Source organism: Synechococcus sp. KORDI-100, assembly GCF_000737535.1.
Taxonomy (GTDB): Bacteria; Cyanobacteriota; Cyanobacteriia; order PCC-6307; family Cyanobiaceae; genus Parasynechococcus.
The window spans coordinates 1747271-1769008 of the sequence record NZ_CP006269.1 but is presented as its reverse complement, the minus strand read 5'-3'; the positions used below and the strand labels follow the sequence as shown (position 1 = coordinate 1769008).

At 62.8% G+C, this 21738-nt stretch carries 20 protein-coding genes; 13 read left to right on the top strand and 7 right to left on the bottom strand.

The features are described 5' to 3' along the window. The first annotated feature begins 50 nt into the window (after positions 1 to 50). Positions 51 to 1460, top strand: coding sequence for an aminotransferase class V-fold PLP-dependent enzyme (locus KR100_RS08875; protein WP_038548442.1), 1410 nt, complete (start codon positions 51 to 53; stop codon positions 1458 to 1460). Positions 1461 to 1541: 81 nt separating this feature from the next. On the opposite strand, the gene KR100_RS08870 is transcribed toward KR100_RS08875, so the two are convergent. Genes KR100_RS08870 through KR100_RS08855 form a run of 4 tightly spaced genes read right to left on the bottom strand, consistent with a single transcriptional unit; the run spans position 1542 to position 6337 of the window. Then, positions 1542 to 3140 (bottom strand): YcjF family protein, encoded by a 1599-nt coding sequence (locus KR100_RS08870; protein WP_038544975.1) that lies wholly within the window; start codon positions 3138 to 3140, stop codon positions 1542 to 1544. Further along, the gene (locus tag KR100_RS08865) at positions 3137 to 5302 is read right to left on the bottom strand and encodes a transglycosylase domain-containing protein (protein ID WP_239420299.1); all 2166 of its coding nucleotides are present in this window, start codon (positions 5300 to 5302) and stop codon (positions 3137 to 3139) included. Before KR100_RS08865 ends, KR100_RS08870 begins: the two co-directional genes overlap by 4 nt. Continuing rightward, complete coding sequence (gene lspA / locus KR100_RS08860; RefSeq protein WP_038544972.1) at positions 5295 to 5774, bottom strand: signal peptidase II; 480 nt, start codon at positions 5772 to 5774, stop codon at positions 5295 to 5297. Before lspA ends, KR100_RS08865 begins: the two co-directional genes overlap by 8 nt. Further along, positions 5771 to 6337, bottom strand: coding sequence for a biotin transporter BioY (locus KR100_RS08855; protein ID WP_038544970.1), 567 nt, complete (start codon positions 6335 to 6337; stop codon positions 5771 to 5773). Before KR100_RS08855 ends, lspA begins: the two co-directional genes overlap by 4 nt. A gap of 56 nt (positions 6338 to 6393) precedes the next feature. Between KR100_RS08855 and KR100_RS08850 the strand changes: the two genes are divergently transcribed. Next, positions 6394 to 6618 carry an NAD(P)H dehydrogenase assembly family protein gene (locus tag KR100_RS08850; RefSeq protein ID WP_038544968.1) on the top strand — a complete coding sequence of 75 codons (225 nt, stop codon included), beginning with the start codon at positions 6394 to 6396 and terminating at the stop codon, positions 6616 to 6618. On the opposite strand, the gene KR100_RS08845 is transcribed toward KR100_RS08850, so the two are convergent. Together KR100_RS08845 and KR100_RS08840 are read right to left on the bottom strand one after the other, a co-directional pair. Beyond that, positions 6600 to 7886, bottom strand: a complete 1287-nt coding sequence (locus KR100_RS08845) for a pitrilysin family protein (RefSeq protein ID WP_038544965.1) — start codon at positions 7884 to 7886, stop codon at positions 6600 to 6602. The genes KR100_RS08850 and KR100_RS08845 overlap by 19 nt on opposite strands. Next, positions 7883 to 9067 (bottom strand): pitrilysin family protein, encoded by a 1185-nt coding sequence (locus tag KR100_RS08840; RefSeq protein ID WP_038544962.1) that lies wholly within the window; start codon positions 9065 to 9067, stop codon positions 7883 to 7885. Before KR100_RS08840 ends, KR100_RS08845 begins: the two co-directional genes overlap by 4 nt. A 115-nt stretch (positions 9068 to 9182) precedes the next feature. On the opposite strand from KR100_RS08840, the gene KR100_RS08835 reads away from it, so the two are divergent. The 11 genes from KR100_RS08835 to KR100_RS08790 all read left to right on the top strand — a co-directional run bounded on the left by KR100_RS08835 (position 9183) and on the right by KR100_RS08790 (position 19982). Next, positions 9183 to 9926 (top strand): phycocyanobilin:ferredoxin oxidoreductase, encoded by a 744-nt coding sequence (locus KR100_RS08835; RefSeq protein WP_038544959.1) that lies wholly within the window; start codon positions 9183 to 9185, stop codon positions 9924 to 9926. Then, positions 9926 to 10828 (top strand): HlyD family efflux transporter periplasmic adaptor subunit, encoded by a 903-nt coding sequence (locus KR100_RS08830; RefSeq protein ID WP_038544956.1) that lies wholly within the window; start codon positions 9926 to 9928, stop codon positions 10826 to 10828. Before KR100_RS08835 ends, KR100_RS08830 begins: the two co-directional genes overlap by 1 nt. Beyond that, entirely contained in the window at positions 10825 to 11994 is a 1170-nt protein-coding gene (devC, locus tag KR100_RS08825) for an ABC transporter permease DevC (protein WP_038544953.1), read from the top strand. The genes KR100_RS08830 and devC overlap by 4 nt, the downstream gene beginning before the upstream one ends. Beyond that, positions 11994 to 12674, top strand: coding sequence for an ATP-binding cassette domain-containing protein (locus tag KR100_RS08820; RefSeq protein ID WP_038544948.1), 681 nt, complete (start codon positions 11994 to 11996; stop codon positions 12672 to 12674). The genes devC and KR100_RS08820 overlap by 1 nt, the downstream gene beginning before the upstream one ends. Positions 12675 to 12698: 24 nt before the next feature. After that, complete coding sequence (locus KR100_RS16555; RefSeq protein ID WP_006171625.1) at positions 12699 to 12854, top strand: hypothetical protein; 156 nt, start codon at positions 12699 to 12701, stop codon at positions 12852 to 12854. Positions 12855 to 12952: 98 nt separating this feature from the next. After that, a complete protein-coding gene (locus KR100_RS08815; RefSeq protein WP_038544946.1) occupies positions 12953 to 13897 on the top strand; it encodes a glycosyltransferase family 2 protein in 945 nt (314 codons plus the stop codon). Positions 13898 to 14024: 127 nt separating this feature from the next. Further along, positions 14025 to 14744, top strand: a complete 720-nt coding sequence (gene rpsB / locus KR100_RS08810) for a 30S ribosomal protein S2 (protein ID WP_038548435.1) — start codon at positions 14025 to 14027, stop codon at positions 14742 to 14744. Positions 14745 to 14830: 86 nt separating this feature from the next. Next, entirely contained in the window at positions 14831 to 15490 is a 660-nt protein-coding gene (gene tsf / locus KR100_RS08805) for a translation elongation factor Ts (RefSeq protein WP_038544943.1), read from the top strand. A 5-nt stretch (positions 15491 to 15495) separates the two neighbouring features. Then, positions 15496 to 16713 carry a hypothetical protein gene (locus KR100_RS08800; RefSeq protein ID WP_038544941.1) on the top strand — a complete coding sequence of 406 codons (1218 nt, stop codon included), beginning with the start codon at positions 15496 to 15498 and terminating at the stop codon, positions 16711 to 16713. Between the two features lie 32 nt (positions 16714 to 16745). Next, a complete protein-coding gene (gene recG / locus KR100_RS08795) occupies positions 16746 to 19205 on the top strand; it encodes an ATP-dependent DNA helicase RecG (protein WP_081858974.1) in 2460 nt (819 codons plus the stop codon). Between the two features lie 51 nt (positions 19206 to 19256). Further along, positions 19257 to 19982, top strand: a complete 726-nt coding sequence (locus KR100_RS08790) for a M15 family metallopeptidase (protein ID WP_038548432.1) — start codon at positions 19257 to 19259, stop codon at positions 19980 to 19982. Here the strand turns inward: KR100_RS08790 and KR100_RS08785 are convergent. Continuing rightward, positions 19946 to 21709, bottom strand: coding sequence for an NADPH-dependent assimilatory sulfite reductase hemoprotein subunit (locus tag KR100_RS08785; RefSeq protein WP_051847646.1), 1764 nt, complete (start codon positions 21707 to 21709; stop codon positions 19946 to 19948). The genes KR100_RS08790 and KR100_RS08785 overlap by 37 nt on opposite strands. Positions 21710 to 21738: the final 29 nt, after the last annotated feature.

Below are 21738 nucleotides of genomic sequence, written 5' to 3'. Positions count from 1 at the left end.
ACCGTTCGGTCCCACGGGACGCAAGGATTGGTTCAGTCCGGCCCAGGTTGTTGCACACCGGTTCGCCGCTGCTGCCCTTGTCTCACGAGCTGGATTCGTTTGCCTCCCCGGAGGCGTTCGATCCTGGGCTCCAGGATTTTCTGCATCAGGCCAGTGACCTGCTTTGTCACTGGCTCGCAGGTGCGTCCGGGCGCCCGCCTCTGCCATCGGTGCGCCGACAGCCCGACATTGCGCCTGGTCCGATCGGTGCCGACAGTCGTCAGCTGCTGACCGATCTGCAACAGGTGATGGAGGGGGCCTTTCAGCCGTCGCACCCAGGTGCCCTGGCCCATCTCGATCCACCGCCGCTCACCGCATCGATTGCAGCGGAGCTGATCTGTGCCGGCATGAACAACAATCTGCTGGCCGAGGAACTGTCGCCGGGCCTCAGTGATCTCGAGCGGCAGCTGTGCCGCTGGTTCGCGCTGCGGCTTGGACTTCCTGATTCAGGCGGCGGTGTCCTGGCGTCCGGAGGCACTCTCAGCAACCTGATGGGCCTGTTGGTGGCCCGTGATCGCTTGCCTGAGCAGCAGCGTCAGGAGGGTGTGGTGATCTGCAGCGCTGATGCCCACGTGTCCCTGCTGAAAGCCACGCGGGTGATGGGGCTTCGCGGCGATGGACTGCAGCGACTGCCCGTTGACGACGACGGTTGCATGGCGCCCGAGGCGCTGGAGCAGGCCCTGCGGGATCTGCAGGAGCAGGGCCGATCCTGCATCGCTGTTGTGGCCACGGCAGGAACCACGGTGCGTGGGGCTGTGGATCCGCTCACTGCCATGGCGGCGATCTGCAGGGGTCACAACGTCTGGTTGCATGTCGATGCCGCCATCGGTGGCGTCTTTGCCCTTGCAGGGACCACAACCGCCCTGATGGATGGAATCGCCCTGGCCGACTCCATCACGCTGAATCCTCAGAAGTTGCTTGGCATCACCAAGGCATCGTCCCTGTTGCTGCTGCGTGATCCGTCCCTGCTGCGAGCCACCTTCTCCACGGGACTGCCCTACATGGACACGGCCGTTGGCGATCACCACGGCGGCGAGGCGGGTCTTCAGGGCACTCGGCCGGCTGAAATTCTCAAGCTCTGGCTTGGCCTGCGTCAGCTTGGTGAGGCAGGGATTGAGCAGCTGCTGCAGGCTGCCCTCGATCGTCGCAACAGCGTCTGCCGGCGTCTTGATGCCGAGAGGTTGGATGTGCTGAGCGGGACCCTGCATCTCCTGGCCTTCCGTCCCCGCGGGATCCACGGATCGGAGGCTGATCTCTGGTGCGAGACAACGCGCCGAGCCTTGTTGCAGCAAGGCTTCATGCTCTCGCGACCGCATCACGGCCAGGGCCGCTGTCTCAAGGCGGTGTTCGGCAACCCCCATACCAGTGAGGAGCATCTCGCCAGGCTCTCCACCCTGATCAACGCCTTGGTGGATCGATGAGCGAGTCGCAGCGCCCCAGATTGATCGCCATCGTCACAGGGGTGATTTCGATCCTGATCGGTGTGGTCTACCTCCTGCTGATCACGATCCTCGATGCTCGCGGCCCCATGCGTCCTCCGCCTCCCGAGGCCCTGGCCGAGGTGGGAGCTGTCGCTCCTTCGGTCGCTGAAGCGGCTCCACCACCTGACGCATCGCCATCTCCAGAAAACGTTTGAGGGAGGCGTCCCGGCGGTTCAGATCGAACTGCTGCTGAACCACGTCACGCATGCCGCCATCGCCCCAGTCCTGGTCCTGCTCGAAAAACTGGATGAAACTCCGCCCAGCCACGCGGGTGAGCCAGGCGGCGGTCACCGCCTGAATCGCCCGGCCCACGAGAAGGGTCGGAACACTGAGGCTGAGGGCTGTGCCGACGACACTCATGGCACCCTTCAGCAGTCCCAGGCCCGCCAGGGTCCGTCCGAGGGACACGGCCAGTTCCCGTGCCCGTTGCTTCGACAGCTCGATGCTGTAGACACCGGCCAACTCCAGCACCATCTGGGCATTGACGGCCGCCGTGCCGAGCAGGTCGACACCCGGTAAGGGATTGGCGGCCACAACACCCGCGCCGATCCAGGAATAACGGTCGATGCAGGCCTCAGCCTGGAGGCGACGTTGCTGATTGAGCAGCTGTCTGCCTCGCTCATCGAGATGGCGGCACTGCAACAGGATGTTGTCCGCAATCAGCTCTTCGCCTTCCGAATGCAGAACGATCGCCATCCGCTGCAGCAGATCGCCCACATCCGGTTCCGGTTGAAAGGGCTTCATTCCAGGTCTTGGGACCGATTGGGGTGCGGCGCTGCAGGCCACCACGTCATCCGCTGTGATCAGTCCCTGACACCGTGAACGCAACAGCTTGAGCAGACGACGTTCCTCCTCCACGCCGCGGAGATCGCGTTTGTTGAGGACCAGCAGAAGCCGTTTGCCGAGATCGGCGATCGATCGGATCACGCTGAGTTCCGAGGCGCGCAGATCGCCATCCACCAACACCACCAGCAGATCCGCCCGGATAGCACGCCGACGAGCGGCCTCCTCGCGGCTCAGCCCTTCGCGGCCTGCCTCCAGGATCCCTGGGGTGTCCACCAGCTGGAGGCTGCGGTTGAGACCCTGCAGCCGGAGTCGATAGCTCTGACTGCTCCGGGTGGTTCCCATGGCAGCCCCCGTCTCACCCACCATCTCCTTGAGCAGGGCGCGGATGAGTGAGGTTTTGCCGCTGGATCCTGTGCCGAAGACCACCACCACCAGGTCCCCTCGGTTGAGTTCCTCCTCGACTTTTTCCCGCTCCTGGCGGAGTCCCTCGCGGCTCACCTCATCGGAGAGTCGCTGCAGGAGCTGATCGATGTTCTCAAGACTGCGACTGGCCGCCTGGCGACGGTCTTTGGGTTGCTCCACCTCATTGCCGACGGAGAACCGTTTCTGCTCGCGTTGCCGTCTCAAGGCGCGCCACCAGGGCCAGCCCACCTGATACGCGAAGACTGCAATCAGGGCGAGGCCGAGGAGCAGCACCGGCGTCAGCAGCCAGGTCGGCAGGAAGTAGCTGAGATCCCAGAGCAGGGTTCGAATGGCCTGCATCACACCGCCGATCACCACCAACGCCAGGAGAGCTCCTGCGAGGCCGATCAGCAGCCGGGTGCGAGGCTTCAAGAGGCTTCGACGCTGCCGCGACCAGCTGCGCGGATGATGTCGCCCCACAGAGCAGCCGCCAAAGCACTCGAGCTGGCGGTGGCGCTGTTGTCGTCATTGCCGAGCCAGATTCCCATTACCCAGTGACGGGATGGCTCATAGCCGATGAACAGCAGGTCACGTCCGTCGTTGGTGGTTCCGGTCTTGCCGCCTTCCTGGCCGCCGAGGAAGGCTCCCCGTCCCGTGCCGCTGCGCACCACCGTGCGCATCAGCGACTGCATCGCTTTGGCGGTTTCCGGCTTGACCGCACGCCGGGCTGCATTGAAGCTGTTGCTCCCTTTCGCCGTCAGGCTGCGGCAGTTGCTGGCCTGGTCCCGGTTGCAGGTTTCCGCGTCCACCAGCCGCCGGATCGTGGTGGGAGGGTGCCAGAGCCCGTCGTTGGCCACCGCTGCGTAGGCGCTGGTGAGTTCAATCAGTCGCACTTCACTCTGGCCGAGTGCCAGCCCAGGCACGGGGTCCAGTGGCGTGGTGATGCCCAGGGCTCTGGCCTGTCGGACCACCTGTTCCAAACCGACGCGCTGGGCCAGGCGCAGGGCGGCCGTGTTGTTGCTGAAGGCGAAGGCACTGAGGAGACTCAGTTGCCCTTGGCAATCGCTCTCAAAGCGTTGACCACCCCATTCCAGCCGTTCGCAGTTCAGCATGGCCGCTGGGCTGATGCCCCGCTCGAGGGCTGCCAGGTAAACCATCAGCTTGAAGGTGCTGCCCGGTTGGCGCAGGGCCATGGTTGCCCGGTTGAATTGACTGAAGCGGTAGTCCCGTCCACCGCTGATGGCCAGAACGCCACCATTGCGGCTGTCGAGCACCACAGCGGCGCCTTCGGTGACCCCCAGGCCTGCACTTGATTTGATCAGATCCCGGAGCTGGCGTTCCACAATCGCCTGCAGCATTGGATCGAGATAGGTCTCAATCAGGAAGTTCCCTTCCTTGGCCACCTCTGGTCCTACCAGCTCATTGAGATCCCGTCTCACCTGATCGCTGTAATAGGGAGCGCTTCCACGGCTCATCCGGCTGCAGGCCTTGGCTTCGAGCTGGATCGGACGTCTGCGGGCCTGGCGGGCTTCATCAAGGCTGAGCCGTCCTTTATCAGCAATCTTGTTGAGCACAAGATTGCGAGCTTCCAGGGCGCGCTGCGGGAATCGGCAGGGGTCGTGGCCGTTGGGCGACGGCAGCAGGCCGACGAGGAGAGCCGACTGTTCCACAGTCAGCTCGGCGGCCGAGGTGTTGAAGTAAAAACGAGCAGCATCCTCAAACCCGAATCCCACGCCGAGGTAAACCCGGTTGAGGTAGCTCAGCAGCAACTCCGATTTGCTGAAGCGGCTTTCGAGCTGCAGGGCCACCAGGAGTTCGCGCCACTTGCGATCGAGCGTGTCGCCCTGACCCACCAGCTCGGGGTACAGGCTTCTGGCCAGCTGCTGGGTCAGGCTGCTGCCTCCTTCCAGAACCTCTCCACCGGAGATGTTGGTGAACAGGGCACGCAGGGTGCCGATGGCGTCGATTCCGGGATGCCACCAGAAACGGTTGTCCTCGCTGGCCAGCAGGGCGTTGATCAGGGTCGGTGAAAAATCCTTGAGCGTCGCCAGTTCCCGGTGGCGTTGGGAGTCGACGGATTTGATCGGTTGATTCTTCCTGTCGTAAATGGCAATCGGTCCCTGCACCGTGGCCAGACGTCCACGGACCGGCACGCTCACATTCGCCAGCACCAGCAGGATTCCGCCTGCGGTGAGCGCTGTCGCCAGCAGGCTGCCCGCAGCGATCGCCAGACGCCTGGATCGGCGCAGCCTTGGGTCAAGGAATTCCAGGGTTGGGGCGCCAGGCTCGGAAGCGGGCGCCAGCGCGATCCGATCACCGTCCTGCAGCTCAAGTTCCCGGATCCGTCGACCACGCCACCAGAGCCCGTTGGTCGATCCCTGATCGATCAGCATCCACCTCCGGCCGCGCCGCTGCAGGACGGCGTGCAAGCGACTGATCGCTCGATGCACCAGTGGTATCTCAAGCTGCTCATCGCGCCCCAGCCGGTAGCCCTCTCCATGGAGTGACAAGGACCGGTCGTCATGATCCAGCTGGTGGATGACCAGCCGCGGCACCCTGGCTTCGGATCGACGGGCAGCAGCAGTGTCAACCACGACGGGTGCTCTCCCTGGCAGTCAGGAGGTCGAAGGCGAAACAGATCACGGCCAGGTTGATGGCGACGTCGGCCGCGTTGAAAACCGGAAAGTCAATTGGAACAAGGGCCAGAAAGTCGACGACATAGCCCAGACGCCAGCGGTCCAAGCCGTTACCGATGGTGCCGCCGAGCAGAAAGGCCACGGCCAGTCCCTGCCACAGGGTCAGGCGCCGCTGTTTCCACAACCAGGCCACGACAACAACCGCCACCGTGAGGCTCAGCAGGCCGAGCAGCAGGGTTGATCCAGTCAGCACGCTGAAGGCGGCTCCGGTGTTGAACACCAGCTTGAAATCGAGAAGCCCAGGGACAGCCTGGATCGTGCGTCCATCGGCCAGTGCTGAGGACATCCAGTGTTTGCTGATCTGATCCACAAGAACAACAATCGCTGCCAGGGCAAGCACCCCGGGACGTCCCAACGATCGATCGCTCATCCTTCGATCAGGAGCAGACGTCGGATCAGAACGGCCAGCAGTCCGATCGTGATGCAAAGCAGCACCTGGGCTGGCAGCGGTCCCAGCGAGTACTCCATCACGAGCTGGTGAAGAGGCATGCTCCATCGGCCAAGCAGCTGCCCAACCCCAAGATTCAACAGTCCACAGACCTGCAGGATCAGCAGACCGGCGAGGGCTGCGCCGGTCTGTGCCGGGAGATCGCCCATGCCGGGTTGTTGACTGAGGCGACCCGTCAGCCAGGCCGCAGGAACGAATCCAGCGAGATACCCGAAGCCTGGGTCAGTCAGGTAGTGAAGGCCTCCGCCGTCATGGAAGACCTGCAGGTCCGTCAGACCAAGGCTGAGGTAAGCCACCGAGGCGATGACTCCCGCCCTCGGGCCACATACCAGAGCGCAGAGCAGGAGCGCGGGAACCTGCCAGGTGGCTGGCAGCGAAATGAGATGGGGAGGGAGGGGGACGACGATGGCGGCAGGCAGCAGGCCTCCCAGCAGGATCAGCAATAACCCAGCCAGTGCACCGCTCCAGGTGGCGAGAGCCCGCACCGATCCTGATCAACTGGGACCATCCTGCTCGAGAATGCAATCTCTGCAAAGGCTCCATGGCGGCAATTGGTGACAAGCTGCGACTGACCCAGCCGCAGGCCTACCTGAAAACGGCGGATCCGATGCCGATGCTGCGTCCGCCGGACCTGATCGGCCCTGGTGAGATCGGCGAGGTTGTGGCCTTGCATCCCCTGGATGTGGTGGCGATTCGGTTTCGGCGCGGCACCTTTCTGATCGCTGCCGATCGTCTTGAGCCTGCGGTTCAGGCGGACTCCCCCTGATGGCTTTGCCATTGGCGTTCGAGATCCGCAAGCGTTGAAGCGGGTCCGCAGAGGCTGAGGCGGGGTTGGTTGAGCCGGGTTGCAGCCACGCGCTGGAGCTCTGCCCCATCAAGCTCCCCCAGCCTCTCCAGGCATCGCTGATCATGGTCGTCCGGCAAGCCAAGACCGCGCAGCACGACCCGTCGTTCGGCCAGTTGTGCACTGGTTTGTCGAGCGTGGGCCATCTGTCCCCTGAACTTGGCGCGCGCCAGATTGAGATCCTCCTGGCTCAAAGGGGATGAAGCCAGTTCCCACCAGCTCTCCGCCAGCAGTTCGAGCGTGAGTGCTGCCCGGTCGGCCCCCGTCGAGGCATGCATCACAAAAGGACTGTTGCCACGACGGTCCGGGTGGTGGAGGCCAACGTCGTAGGCCACGCCATGCTCTTCCCTCAGGCGTCGGAACAACAGGCTGGACATGCCCATCCCCAGATGGCATCTCAAAAGCCTCAGTGCCAGATCGTCGGGATGACCATGGGGCAGGGTGGCTTGGCCGAGCATCAGCACAACCTGCTCGGTTTCCGTCGGCTGGCTGTAGGCCGTGACCCCGTGATGCGCAACCGACTGGGATGCCGCTGATGGCTGTTCATCTGAAGGCTGTTCGTCTGATGGCGGCTCGTGATGGTGAGACCAGTCGCGAAAACCTGGCCAGCTGGCGATGCCCTGCTCCAACCCGGCCGGCCAGACACCAGCGATGGCGAGGGTCGCCGGCATGCGTCGGGTCAACTGGCTGAGAGGCCTCAGTTGTGTTGCATCAAGGCGGACAAGGTCATCCGCCAGGCCGAGGGGGTCATGGCCATAGCCGTGGTCGCCGTACACCAGCTGTCGCCAACCATCGAAGGCGACTTGGGAGGGATCCTCACGCTGGCGCTGAAGTGCCTGCACGCTGAGGTTTCGCTCCAACATCACCTGATCTGGCTTGAGGTGAGGATCCATCACCATCCAGGCCAGCAGCGGCATCAGATCAGCAGCATCGCCGCTGGCGCAGCGGAGGCTGATCAGGAGTCCGTCCTCGTGGGCCTCACAGCGCAGTCCGGCGCCGCGACCCTCAACCAGATCCGCCAGGGCGAGATGGTCGAGGGGACCACAGCCCCGGCTCATCACCGATGCCAGCAGCTGGTGTGCCCCTCGCTGACCCAGCGGGTCCAGGCTGCTTCCCCCTGGCAGCCAGAGCTTGGCTGCCAGCACATCGGGGCTGCGCCTTGGTTCCAGCAGCAGAGTTAGTGCCGTCATCCCTGCGATGTCCCGGGTCGGGCGATCAGGGTGCAGGCCTCCTCAGGCTGAAGCCTGGGGAACAGTTCAGCTCGCAGCTCGTCCGTCGTCCAGCGTTCGAGTTGCTGCAGCGGCTCCAGCAACGACTGCTGGCGTCCCCAGAGGGTCTGGCTGGCGGCCATCGCGGCCACCTGCCCAGTGGACTCCAAGGCAAATCGCAGACCATTTCCCACCAGGTTCAGTGCTCTCTCGAGCTCCCAGGCCTCCACGGGATCGGTGTCCAGCCTGTGCAGCTGCTCGTGCACAGCGCTCTCCACGGCATGCAACTGCTGCTCCGCACAACACACTTCCAGGGTCACCAGGCTTCCCTGCTCCAGAACCGTCAGATCCATGTCCACGGTTTCAGCAATCTTCAGCTGCTCACGCAGTCGTTCCACCATGCGGCTGCGCCGGCCCTCCCCCAGCAGGCTGGTGAGCAGGTCAGCCCCCATCACCAGAGAAAGCTGATCCGCTGCAGCCATGGGCCAGAGCATCAGAAACCGGGCGGATTCCAGCCGCGGAACGCTGATCTCATGTCGTCCGTTCCGATGGCTGAGAGCCGCTTGGGACTGGATCTCGCTGGTGGATGGCAGGTCCGCGAGTGCTGATTCAGCAATGCTCCTCCGCAGTGTGGCCTCGATCGGCCCTGCGATGGCCAGACAACAGTGATTGCCGCGATAACGACGGCGGTGGAAGCGTCTCATCGCATCGGGTGTCATCGCCAGAAGCTGCTCCGCTGCCCCCAGGATCGGGCGTCCATAGGGATGGTCCGGACAGCCTTGAGAGAGCAATGCCTGAATCACCCGTTCGTCGGGTTGATCCGCGTACTGGGCGATCTCTTCGAGCACCACCTCCCGTTCCGTCCCGAAATCCTCCGTTGCAAGAGCGGGATGCAGCACCAGCTCCAGAAGCAACTGAAGGGCACGTGGCGCCTGTTCAGACGGGATCATCACGTGAAAGTGCACGTCGTCGAATCCCGTGGCGGCATTGCTGCTTCCCCCCAGTGCTTCGATCTGGCGGTCAAAGGCGCCAGCTGGCAGCTCCTGACTCCCCTTGAACACCATGTGTTCGAGGAAGTGGGCCATCCCTTCCTCCCGGGGCTGTTCCGAACTGCTTCCTGCCTGACACCAGAGATCAAGACACGTCAGCGGAGCATCCGGCATCGCCGCTTCAACGATGCGGACCCCGTTGGGCAGGGTCCAGTGATCCAGCTGAGGACTGGTGAGCAGGGAGTTCAGAACTGCGTGTCAAAGTTCCATTCTGTGTCTGCCAGCGTGCATGCAGCCCTCGATCACGGACGGTTCCGAGGGATTGCACCCATTGGTGCATGCTCTGGCGGACTGCATCCGTGCCAGCTGGGCAGATCTGCCGGACTTGCAGACCTTTGCGGTGGCGGCGGATCTGGAGTCCATCAGTGGACTCCTGGATGGAGAGACGCTGTTCATTCGCAATGAGCTGCGCAGCTGTCGAGGCTTGCGGAAACTCCATCTCGAGATTGCGCGTCTTGGGATGGGTCTGCAGATCCTTCACTGCGTCTGGTTTCCAGATCCTCGCTTTGATCTGCCGATCTTCGGGGCTGATGTCGTCGCCGGACCGGCAGGGATCTCCGCCGCCATTGTCGATCTCTCTCCCGTTGGCCCTGCATTGCCGCAGCGCGTCAGCTCAGGTCTGCTGGCTCTGGAGCGGCCCCGTTTCCGGCAGGAACGGGCCTTGCCCGGCTGGGGAACCATCTTTTCCCCCCACGTCTGCTTCATCCGTCCCGATGGGGAGGAGGAGGAGAGCATGTTTCTTGATCTGGTCGGCGCCTATCTGAAGGTGCTGCGTTCAGCTGTCCAAACAGCAGAGCCTGACCCTGCGGACGGAATCCCTACGATCGCGAGGTTTGAAGGTCAGCGTCAGTACTGCCTTCAGCAACGACGCAACGACAAAACCCGGCGCGTCCTTGAAAAGGCCTTCACCACCACCTGGGCGGATCGCTACATCAGTGAACTGCTGTTCGATGACCCACTGAGACCATCCTGATGCGTTCCCGACAGATCCTAGCCCTCGTCGTCGTCAGCCTTGCAGCGGGTGGGTCTCTCTGGTGGATCTCCCAGAAATCGTCGCTGCCGGAGCCATCAGCGATGGCTGAGACACCCCAACGCCAACCTGAAGAAGCAGTGGCGGCGCTTGGTCAGCTTGAGCCTGCGGGCGAGGTCCGGCGGCTGGCCGCCCCCAGAGCAGGCGTGGCAGGGGCACCGCGCCTGGCCAAGGTGTTGGTGGAGGAGGGTGATCCGATCAGCATCGGCCAGGTGTTGGCGGAATTCGAAAACCGGGCCGACCTGCTGGCGGACCTTGAAGAGATCGATGCCCAGCTGGCGAGTCTGCGTGACCAGATCGTGCTGCAGGAGCGCGAGCTGGCTCGCTACAGAAACCCAGCGGCATCCGGAGCTGTGTCGGTCGTCAAGGTGGAGGAGGAGCAGGAGACCCTGATCCGGCTCCAGGGTCAGCAACGGCAGGCGATGGCTCAACGCAAGGGCCTGCTGGTGGATCTGGACAAAACCCAGCTCCGTTCTCCGATCGATGGCCTCGTGCTCAAGCTTCACGCCAGGGTCGGTGAACGTCCCGGAACGGACGGCGTGATGGAGGTGGGGGACAGCCAGAACATGCAGGCGCGCATCGAGGTGTACGAATCCGACATCGCCCGGATCCGTCTGCAGCAGCCCGTCGTTCTCACCAGCGAGAACGGCGGTTTTCAGGGGCAACTCAAGGGGGAAGTGTTTCGCATCAGTCCGCAGGTTGAACAGCGCAGCGTGCTGTCCACCGATCCGACCGGCGATGCCGATGCCCGGATTGTTGAGGTCCAGGTGCGTTTGGACCCAGCCGATGCCGGTCGGGTGAGCCGCCTCTCGGGGCTCAAGTTGATCGCCCGCTTCGAGCCATGAGGTGTCCCTGGCAGGGACGGCGCATACCTCTGTCCTGGTTGCTGCTGTCGCGCCAGCCCGTGCGTTTGCTGGTGGCCCTGGCCGGCATCAGTTTCGCTGGAATCCTGATGTTCATGCAGCTGGGATTCCGTGATGGATTGTTTGACGCCAGCGTCACGGTGCACCGCAAATTTGATGCCGATCTGGTCCTGATCAGTCCGCGTTCGGCCAGTTCGGTACGGATGGCCGGGTTCCCTCGTCGTCGACTGGTCCAGACCCTGGCTGACCCCGCCGTGAGCGGCATCAGTCCGGTGCACTGGGGACTGATGCTCTGGAGGAACCCGGAATCCCGTCGCAACCGAGCCATTCTTGTGCTGGGTTTCGAGCCGGAGGATCCCTTTTTCGTGGATCCGGAGCTCTCGGCCAAAACCGATGTGCTGAAGCAGAAGGGCCGAATCCTGTTTGATCAGCTCTCACGCCCGGAGTTCGGTCCGATTGCCGAGTGGTACCGCGACGGGCGAACGGTGGAAACAGAGATCGCCGGCAATCGCGTGCGGGTGGAAGGCCTGGTGAGCCTTGGGACCAGCTTCGGTGCGGACGGCAACCTGCTCACCAGCACGGAAACCTTTCTGGATCTGATGCCTCAGAAGGCTCCCGGATCCATTGAAGTCGGTTTGATTCGCCTGCAGCCGGAGGCTGATCCTGAAACCGTTCTCAAGCGTTTGCAGGACAGGTTGCCTGACGACGTGATGGTTCTCACGAAACAGGGGTTCATCGACTTTGAACAGAACTACTGGAAGAGCAGCACGGCCATCGGCTTCATCTTCACCCTCGGAGCAGCGATGGGTTTCGTGGTCGGTTGCGTGATCGTCTATCAGGTGCTGTACACCGATGTCAGCGACCACCTGCCCGAATACGCCACCTTGATGGCGATGGGCTACCGACTCAGTCATCTTCTCGGTGTGGTGCTGCGCGAGGGTCTGTACCTGGCAGCTCTGGGCTATCTCCCCGCCTACCTGGCCGGAGAGGGTCTGTACTGGTTTGTGCGCGACGCGACGCGCCTGCCGGTTGGGATGGATGTCACCCGTGCCCTCACGGTGCTGGCCATGATTCTGGTGATGTGCCTGATGTCAGCCCTGCTGGCCATGCGCCGGCTTGTGGATGCGGATCCTGCCGAGATCTTCTGATGGCTGCCGTTCAGATCGATCAGCTCCACCATGCCTACGGCCGCGGCTCGATGCGTCGTGAGGTTCTGCAGGGGATCAGCCTCGAGATCCAAGCCGGAGAGGTGGTGCTGCTGACAGGTCCATCCGGGTGCGGCAAAACAACGCTGCTCACCCTCATCGGTGCTCTTCGAACGGTGCAGTCAGGTCGCGTCAGCGTTCTTGGCCAGCAACTGGATGGGGCTGGGCGCCGCAGGCGTCAGCAGATTCGCCGCCGCATCGGGATGATCTTTCAGGGGCACAACCTGCTTCGCTGCCTCACCGCCGAACAGAACGTTCAGATGGGTTCGGATCTCCTCAGCGGTCTGAGCTACCGGTCCCGACGCGACGAAGCCCGACGCTGGCTGCGCTGTGTGGGCCTCGAGGACCAGATGGGCAAGCTTCCCCAAGACCTCTCCGGAGGCCAGAAGCAGCGTGTGGCGATCGCCAGGGCGCTGGCTGCCCATCCCCAACTGCTTCTGGCGGATGAACCAACCGCCGCCCTCGATGGCGCCACGGGTCGGGAGGTGGTGGAGCTGCTGCGCCAGCTGGCACGGGACCAGTCCTGTGCTGTGTTGATGGTGACCCATGACCCACGCATCCTCGATGTGGCGGATCGTCTGCTGCGCATGGAGGACGGCTGCCTTCTGCCGCCGGTTGAGTAATCTTGATTCAGGTACACCGGTTGCATGGCCAAACGCAGAAATCTCAAGAAGGAGAAACAGGAGCGGAATCGCGCCTACGCCCGCAAATTCAAGAAGCGCAAGCTGCGCAATGACGGCCGCGGCGAGGGAGCCGGCAATGGCGTCACCGGCACGGCCAACAACGGCGGAGCCGCCGACTGATCAGGGCCTGGTCAACGCACGGTTAAGGGCGGGGGGCATCAGGCCCCCTTTCTGCTGTCCGTAGGCTTGCACTGAAGGATTGAAAGGAGGTCAGCGGGATGTTCGTCAGTGTCGTGATACCGACCTACAACCGCAGGCCGATTCTTGAAAAGTGTCTCGATGCCCTCGAGCAGCAGCAACTCAACGGCGCTCTCGACCGGTACGAGGTTGTGGTGGTGGATGACGGCTCCACCGACGGCACCCCGGAATGGCTGCGGCGGGAACAGGCCCGCTTCTCCCATGTGCGGCTGATCCAACAGGAGCATGGGGGACCAGCGGCCGGCCGCAATCGCGGAGTGAGCCATGCCAGAGGAAATGTGATTGTTTTCATCGACAGCGATCTGGTGGTGACAGCGTCCTTTCTCGCCTGTCATGCCAAAGCGCTCCAGCGGTATTGGACGTCATCAGGGAACCGTCTGGCCTTCACCTATGGGGCGGTCGTCAACACGGCGAATTTCGACAACCCCACCGAGGAGCGTCACAAGCTGCGGGATCTGTCCTGGGCCTATTTCGCCACCGGCAATGTGGCGATTGATCGCAACGTCCTTGAGACCTCAGGTCTGTTCGATCAGGGCTTCCGGCTGTATGGCTGGGAGGACCTGGAACTTGGCGAGAGGCTGCGTCGGATGAACGTGAAGCTGATTCAGTGTCCTGAAGCTGTCGGTTATCACTGGCATCCCGCCCTCAGCCTGGAGCAGATTCCGCGTTTGATCGAAGTGGAGGGGGAACGTGCCCGGATGGGGCTTGTGTTCTACCGCAAGCACCCGACACGACGGGTGCGATTCATCATTCAGTACACCTGGCTCCACCGCATTCTCTGGGAGCTCCTGACCCTCGGCGGTTTGCTCAATGAACGCACCCTTCGCCCGCTGCTCCGCTGGTTGATTCGTCGGGGCTATCCAGGCACCGCCATGGAGCTGCTGCGACTGCCTCTGAACCGCATCGGCGTGCGCGCTCTCTTCCGCGAAGCCAGTGCTGCTGGGGTGCCGTGCCCCTTGCTTTGATAACGTCGACAGGTCCTTTAAACCCCGCACACCTGCCCGTTTCGGGTGAATGTGATCTCGGAGAACGCCCCCAGGCGCTGCCCTGATCCGTCCCTGGCAGGTGGAGGCGAACCCGAAACCTCGAACCATGGCTGTTGTCACTCTCGCCGAAATGATGGAGGCGGGTGCCCACTTTGGGCACCAGACCCGTCGTTGGAATCCCAAGATGTCGCGCTACATCTACTGCGCGCGCAATGGGGTCCACATCATCGACCTCGTCCAGACTGCGGTCTGCATGAACAACGCGTACAAGTGGACGCGCTCCGCAGCTCGAAGCGGCAAGCGTTTTCTGTTTGTGGGCACCAAGAAACAGGCCTCCGAGGTGGTTGCCCTTGAGGCGGCCCGCTGCGGTGCCGCCTATGTGAATCAACGATGGCTGGGCGGCATGCTCACCAACTGGACCACGATGAAGGCCCGGATCGACCGTCTGAAGGATCTCGAGCGGATGGAATCCAGTGGAGCCATCGCCATGCGCCCCAAGAAGGAGGGTGCAGTGCTGCGTCGGGAGCTGGAACGGCTTCAGAAATATCTGGGCGGACTGAAAACGATGCGTCGTCTGCCCGACGTTGTGGTTCTGGTGGACCAGCGCCGCGAATCCAATGCGGTGCTGGAAGCACGCAAACTCGATATTCCCCTGGTGTCGATGCTCGACACCAATTGCGATCCGGATCTCTGCGAGGTTCCCATCCCCTGCAACGACGACGCCGTGCGCTCCGTTCAGCTGGTGCTGGGACGCTTGGCAGATGCGATCAACGAAGGCCGTCACGGACATCACGACCAGCGCGGCGGCGACGACGCTGACGGCTGAGTCCCACTGAACCGCTAAGTTCACGCCGCCGTTCTGCCTCTGCGGGCCGGCGGCTCTTCATCTTTCACCTTTCTCTACGACGTTCGATGGCTGCCGTATCCGCCAAGCTTGTCAAAGACCTGCGCGACAAGACCGGCGCGGGAATGATGGATTGCAAGAAGGCCCTCGCGGCAACCGATGGGGATTCCACCAAGGCCATAGAGTGGCTTCGCCAGAAAGGCATCGCCAGCGCAGAGAAGAAATCGGGCCGAACGGCGGCTGAAGGAGCAGTTGGTAGTTACATCCACACCGGTGCGCGGGTTGGCGTGCTGCTCGAGGTGAACTGTGAAACCGATTTCGTCGCCCGTGGCCAGATGTTCCAGGAGTTGGTTCGTGATGTGGCGATGCAGGTGGCGGCCTGCCCCAACGTGGAATACGTCTCCACCGATCAGATCCCTCAGGAGATCGTCGATCGTGAAAAGACGATCGAAATGGGTCGGGACGATCTTGAGGGCAAGCCGGACAAGATGAAGGAGAAGATCGTCGAGGGTCGCATCGGCAAACGTCTTAAGGAACTCGCGCTGCTCGAGCAGCCCTTCATCAAGGACACCGCGATCACCGTGGCTGAATTGGTGAAGCAAACCGCCGGCAAGATCGGCGAAAACGTTCAGGTGCGGCGCTTCACCCGGTACACCCTTGGTGAAGGCATTGAGGTGGAGGAAGCCGACTTTGCCGCCGAAGTGGCCTCGATGCAGAAGGCCGGCTGATTTCGGTGCCCGAAGCAGAGGGCCGATCCGGCCGTGACCCTTCCGAACAGCTCGCGCGGCTCCAACGCGTGTGTCGCCAGCGTTCGGTTGAGGTGTATCGGGATCAGGCCCTTTACCTGCAGATTCTTCGGGAGGAGCTCCGGGACAGCACCCGACAGGCGCTGTTTCGTCTGATCAGCGATGTGGATCCAGGTCGTTTTTCGGCATTGCCGGAGTCATCCCGGCGTCGTTTCCATGCGGCCGTGGATGGCCTGATCCAACGCTGTTCGGTTCTTCTCACGGTTGAACAGCTGATGCATCTGATGGTGCAGATAGACGAGGAGTTCCGTCGTCGTCAGGCGCGGTTGAGTCGCGACATGTTGCGTGGTCTGGCTGAGCAGCAGCAGCAACAGCAGCAATCAAGCGCCACGCCTCCGCCCGCCCGCGAGGGGCTGCCCCAGGAACCCTCCGGATCCGTTCATCTGAGTTTTGATCTTCCGGTGAACGATCCACAGGTCTATTCCGCTCTGCAGCCACCATCGGGCCAGACACCGTCAGCCCCGACACCGCCTGCCCAGAAACCCCCCGGCCAGCCACCAACCAGCCAGCCGCCTGTCAGTCAGCCAGTCCCCCAGCCTGAGAGCGCGGAAGCCGGAACTGACATGGATGTTCTGCGCTCTCTGTTCCAGCTCGCCGGCGATGCCCTGGAGCACTCCACATCCAGTCTCGAAGAGGAAATCGCCGAGTTCAGCGGAGCGAGCTACGAGGTCGGCGATCAAGGCTTGCTGCCGGATATGCCGGATGCGCTGCTTCAGTGGATGGATGGTCTGGATCAGGCCCTGTCCAGACGCCTGCGCAATCTCTCCCATGCGGTGAACGTGCAGATGCTGCGCTGTGGACTGGCGGGGACTCTGCTGCCGGTGAATCTGCTGGAAGCTGTTCTGCGGGGGCAGGTGGAAACCCAGTCCACGGCCACCAATCTGCTGCGACTGCGGTTGCCGATGGCCATGGGTGACGTGGAGCAGGGGGTCGATGTTCTCTGCCTTCTCCTGAGAACAAGTGAACTTGAATTTGACAGTCATCGCTTGAGGCGCATTCGCAGACGCCTTCACGCCCATCAGCGCGATCTGCTCACAATGGTTCGTCAACAACGGCATTGGCAGCGCCGACGTCTTGATCTTGAGGCCCGTTCCCATTGGCAGAGCCCAACCGGTCCGAAATCACATCCGCTGACCGGGGACTGACCGGTGTCCAACTCCAGGCCCTTCTGGCCTGGATGAGGCCGTTGCAGCAGGCTCTGCGGGTCGAGATGGAGCGTGACTGTCCTGATGTGCAGGGACGTCAGCAGCGTTTTCATCAGTTTCTTCAGCAGCAGCTCAGTGAGGCTCCGGCGGTGCCTCTGCCGGTTGGCAGTCGCGAACGACTTCAGAGGCTGTGTGATCAGTTTGCGGACTACTCCTCTCTGACGGCTCCGGCCCGTCGTCGCCTGGTGACGGACACGCGCCAGTGGCTGCATGAGCTGCGCTGTCGGCTCGAGCCCTCGGCTCCGATGGCCCCGCCCCGGCTGCGTCTCCAGTCCAGAGACTCAGCATCAACAGCCTCATCTCCAACATCGGCGCAGGCGTCTCTGTCCCTGGACAGTCCGCTGACTGCCGTGCGTGGCGTCGGACCGAAGTTCGCCGCCCGTCTGGCCTCCATGGGCCTTTTCGTGATTCAGGATCTGCTGCGTCACTACCCGCGGGACCACGTCGACTATTCCGCCCGTCGCCGCATTGAGGCGCTCGTCGCTGGAGAAACCGCAACGATCGTGGCGACGGTCCGCCGCTGCGGCGGGTTCGTCAGCCCCCGCAATCCCAACCTGGCGATTTTGGAGCTGCATCTTCAGGATCCCACCGGGCGACTTCGGGTCAGTCGCTTTCTCGCTGGTAAACGCTTCAGCTCTCAGGCCTATCTCAAGGGGCAGCAGCGGCTCTATCCGACAGGGTGTACCGTGGCGGTGAGTGGTCTGGTGAAGGACGCTGGCTATGGGCTCACCTTTCAGGATCCGTTGATCGAGGTGCTTGAGAGCTCCAATGCGCCGGTGAAGTCCCGCAGCATCGGACGACTCCTGGCCGTTTATCCCCTGACGGAGGGCGTTGGTGCCGATCGTTTCCGTGCCTTGATCGAGCAGGTCCTGCCCCTGGCCACGACATCTCCAGACCCGCTTTCGGATCAGGAGCGGTCCGCTCATCAACTCCTGCCGCTTGGAGAGGCTCTGCGGGCTCTGCATTGCCCCAAGGATCGTGAGGAACTCGACCAGGCGCGCCGCCGGCTTGTGTTCGATGAATTTCTGCTGTTGCAACTCGGTCTGCTGCGGCGCCGCGGAGAACTCCGTTCCAGGCCGGCACCACAGCTTGATCTCTCCGTGATGACAGAGGGTCTTGTGGGGCGCTTTCTCGCGCTGCTGCCGTTCGATTTCACGGACGCTCAGCGACGGGTTTCGACGGAGATCGCGGCTGATCTGCAGCGGTCTGAGCCGATGGCACGCCTGGTTCAGGGGGATGTGGGATCCGGCAAGACGGTTGTTGCGATTGCAGCCCTGCTCAGCACGATCGAGGCTGGCTGGCAGGGTGCCCTGATGGCTCCGACCGAGGTTCTCGCGGAGCAGCACTACCGCAATCTCTGCCATTGGCTGCCCCAGCTGAATGTGACCGTCGAGCTGTTGACCGGTTCAACCCCGCGGCCGCGGCGACGACAGCTCCTCGATGATCTCGCCAACGGATCCCTCAACGTTCTCGTCGGCACCCATGCCCTGCTTGAGGATCCCGTGGTGTTTTCGCGACTGGGGCTTGTGGTGGTCGATGAACAGCACCGCTTCGGGGTGCATCAACGGGACCGGCTGCTGAACAAAGGGCTTCAGCCCCATCTGCTAACGATGACGGCGACACCGATCCCCCGGACGCTGGCGTTGTCCGTGCATGGCGATCTGGATGTCAGTCAGATCGATGAGCTTCCGCCAGGTCGGACCCCGATCCGAACCACCATGCTCGGGTCGGCTCGCCGCGAGAAAGCCTTTGAGCTGATCCGATCGGAAGTGGAGAAAGGGCAGCGCGCCTATGTCGTTCTGCCGTTGGTGGAGGAATCCGAAAAGCTTGAGTTGCGATCCGCCGTTGATGTCCATGCCGAACTGGCCTCCGAGGTGTTCCCCGACCTGACGGTCGGACTGCTGCATGGTCGGCTCAGCAGTGCTGACAAGCAGTCGGTGCTGCGGGATTTTGCGAGCGGCAACAGCCAGGTTCTCGTCTCCACCACAGTGGTTGAAGTGGGTGTGGATGTCCCGGAAGCAAGCGTGATGGTGATTGATCATGCAGACCGCTTCGGGTTGGCGCAGCTCCATCAGTTGCGGGGTAGGGTTGGCCGTGGAGCGGCGGCGTCCCACTGCGTTCTGATCAACGGCAGTTCCAACGCGCAGGCCCGCCAACGCCTCGATGTGCTGGTGCGATCCACCGATGGCTTCGAAATCGCTGAAATGGATCTGCGGCTGCGCGGTCCCGGTCAGGTTCTGGGAACCCGTCAGTCGGGACTGCCTGATCTGGCCCTGGCCAGCCTCGCGGACGATGCCGCTGTGCTGGAGGATGCTCGGGCCGGGGCCAAGTCGATCCTGAAACAGGATCCTGCACTGGAGGCTCATCCGTTGCTGGCTCGCCTGCTCGATCGTCAGCAGCAGCAGCTCAGTGGTGCCGCGCCGCTGAACTGAACAGGCTGCGACCGCGCGGGTATGGAAAGATCAGATCGTTGCCTCCTGCCAGTGCGACCCTGGAATGACCGGCCGATCGTGGACTGTCGGGAGCCGCTCCAACCACTGCCGCCGTCCTTGCTGAGGCTGCAGCCCCACCCCTATGTCCAGGCTGGTGCTCCCTATGGACCGGGGTCGGATCCCTTTCGGCTGCGCAGCGGCGTCATCAAGCGGCTTCTGATGGTGCAACAGCGGCTTCAGCAACAACACCCCGACCTGCAGCTGGCGATTTTCGATGCCTGGCGGCCGATCGCCGTTCAGCGCTACATGGTCGCCTACGCCATCAGCGAGGAGTGTGAGCGTCGTGGTCTGAACCGGGCGGATCCGGCTCAGGCGACAGCGGTGCAGGCCGTGGTGGACGACGTGGGGCGCTTCTGGGCTCCCCCCAATTCAGATCCAACCATGCCCCCGCCGCACAGCACTGGTGCTGCAGTGGATCTGACCCTGGCCAACCGCACTCCCGGCCAGCCCCTCGAGATGGGTGGGGCGATCGACGCGATTGGTGAGATTTCCCATCCCGATCACTACGGTGAAGCAGCAAAGCAACACCCCGACTCCGAGCAGGCTGTCTGGCATGAACGCAGGGAGTTGCTCCGACAGGTGATGCATGCAGCTGGATTTGAACAACACCCCAACGAGTGGTGGCACTTCAGCCATGGTGATCAGCTGTGGGCCTGGCGGTGCGGAGCTGAACGGGCGATTTACGCCGGTGCTCCCAGCAGCGCGGAGACCGCCTGATCCCCAAGCTTGTGCACATGGTCGCCGAGGCTGCGGCGGCCGCCGGCTTGCTTCCAGCTGAGCAGAAGCGGCTCAAGCGTTGTCTCGAGATCGTCGAGGGGCATCCGCTGGATGAACGGCTGCGCCAGGCGCTGAAGGTTGGGGGTGCCACCCAGCCACAGCTGGTATTGATTCACGCCGCTGCCCACCAGGCCGATTTCGGCCATGTAGGGCCTGGCACAACCGTTGGGGCAGCCCGTCATCCTGATCAGCACGGGCTTTTCGATGTCCAGCCGTTCCAGCTGTTGCTCGAGACGGTTCAGCACAGAGGGGAGTGCACGTTCCGCTTCCGTGATCGCCAATCCACAGGTTGGTAACGCTGGACAGGCGATGGCGTGCCTAGCCAGGGGAGCCGGTGCATCGGGGACCTCGAAGCCGATGGCAGCGAGGTCCTCACGGATGCCGGCGCGCTGGGCTGTACCGATGTTGCAGAGCAGCAGGTCCTGATTGGCTGTCAGACGAATTTCGAGTTGATAGGTCTCGACGATGCGACGGAGTCCCGCCTTCATCTCCCCCTCGAGCCGTCCGCAGGTCAGATGAAGACCAACGAACCAGTGGCCGGCTTTTTGGCGATGCCATCCGAGGTAGTCCATCAACTTGGCCTTGGGCTCGTTGCGCAGACCCTTGAGCTTTCCCTTGAAGTAGTGCTCCTTGAGCGTCTGCTTGAACCAGGCCATGCCCCGGTTGTGCATCAGATATTTGAGCCTGGCGTGCTTACGCACCTCCCGATCGCCGAAGTCGCGTTGCACCGCCATGATCGACTGGAGAAGATCGAACAGCTCTGAAGCCTCGACGTATCCCAGTGGTTCGGCGAGGCGCGCGAAGGTGTCGTCCTGGTTGTGGGTACGACCCATGCCCCCGCCGACGTAGACGTTGCAGCCGCGCAGTTCGCCGGAAGGATCCGTGAACACCACAAGGCCGATGTCCTGGGTCAGCAGGTCAACGGAGTTGTCCCCCGGCACCGTCACGGCCACCTTGAATTTGCGCGGGAGGTAGGTGTCTCCGTAAAGCGGTTCGGCTGTGCTGTTGGAGAACACACCCTTGTCGCTTTGCCGTAGACGAGCTTTGCGGACGGGGCGTGTCGGTTTGAAGCGGTAGCTGAGATCGCCATCCACCCAGAGATCGAGGTAGGACCCTTCCGCAGCTTCGGGACTCAGCAGGTCGGCGATCTCGTCGGCCAGCTGGCGTGCGACGGGGTAGCCACCCTTTTCGAACGGTGCGGGTGGGGCCATCACATTGCGGTTGATGTCACCGCAGGCGGCCAGGGTCGATCCCAGATTTTCAACAATCGTCCCGATCACCTGCTTGAGGTTGGCCTTCGGGATGCCATGCATCTGAAACGCCTGGCGCGTTGTAGTTCTCAGCGTTCCGTCGCCGATCTCGTTGGAGAGATCATCGAGTGCCATGAACAGCTGGGCAGGAACGCGTCCACCCGGGTTGCGCAGTCGCAGCATCATCTGCCAGCAGCGCACCTTGTCGGTCTTGCGCAGCTCGCGGTGGTTCTGCTGGTAGCTGCCATGGAACTTCAGCAGCTGAACAGCATCCTCGCTGAAACGGATTTCGTTGTTGTGGAGCTCTGTCAGGAGGGGTTCCCTGAGGTGCCCGCTCAACAGCTTGCGCCGTTCCGCTTTCGAGAGCGCGGTATCGATGGATTCGGTCGCCGGCGATGGACCGTCAAGGTCTGCCACAGAGGAAGCCTTGCCGATAGCCGTGACTT

Excerpts from the sequence above, each read along its gene's own strand:
- lspA (WP_038544972.1), bottom strand. The coding sequence starts at position 5,774 with ATGAGCGATCGATCGTTGGGACGTCCCGGGGTGCTTGCCCTGGCAGCG.
- KR100_RS08850 (WP_038544968.1), top strand. The coding sequence starts at position 6,394 with ATGGCGGCAATTGGTGACAAGCTGCGACTGACCCAGCCGCAGGCCTAC.
- KR100_RS08845 (WP_038544965.1), bottom strand. The coding sequence starts at position 7,886 with ATGACGGCACTAACTCTGCTGCTGGAACCAAGGCGCAGCCCCGATGTG.
- KR100_RS08840 (WP_038544962.1), bottom strand. The coding sequence starts at position 9,067 with ATGCCGGATGCTCCGCTGACGTGTCTTGATCTCTGGTGTCAGGCAGGA.
- KR100_RS08835 (WP_038544959.1), top strand. The coding sequence starts at position 9,183 with ATGCAGCCCTCGATCACGGACGGTTCCGAGGGATTGCACCCATTGGTG.
- KR100_RS08830 (WP_038544956.1), top strand. The coding sequence starts at position 9,926 with ATGCGTTCCCGACAGATCCTAGCCCTCGTCGTCGTCAGCCTTGCAGCG.
- devC (WP_038544953.1), top strand. The coding sequence starts at position 10,825 with ATGAGGTGTCCCTGGCAGGGACGGCGCATACCTCTGTCCTGGTTGCTG.
- KR100_RS08820 (WP_038544948.1), top strand. The coding sequence starts at position 11,994 with ATGGCTGCCGTTCAGATCGATCAGCTCCACCATGCCTACGGCCGCGGC.
- KR100_RS16555 (WP_006171625.1), top strand. The coding sequence starts at position 12,699 with ATGGCCAAACGCAGAAATCTCAAGAAGGAGAAACAGGAGCGGAATCGC.
- KR100_RS08815 (WP_038544946.1), top strand. The coding sequence starts at position 12,953 with ATGTTCGTCAGTGTCGTGATACCGACCTACAACCGCAGGCCGATTCTT.
- rpsB (WP_038548435.1), top strand. The coding sequence starts at position 14,025 with ATGGCTGTTGTCACTCTCGCCGAAATGATGGAGGCGGGTGCCCACTTT.
- tsf (WP_038544943.1), top strand. The coding sequence starts at position 14,831 with ATGGCTGCCGTATCCGCCAAGCTTGTCAAAGACCTGCGCGACAAGACC.
- recG (WP_081858974.1), top strand. The coding sequence starts at position 16,746 with ATGAGGCCGTTGCAGCAGGCTCTGCGGGTCGAGATGGAGCGTGACTGT.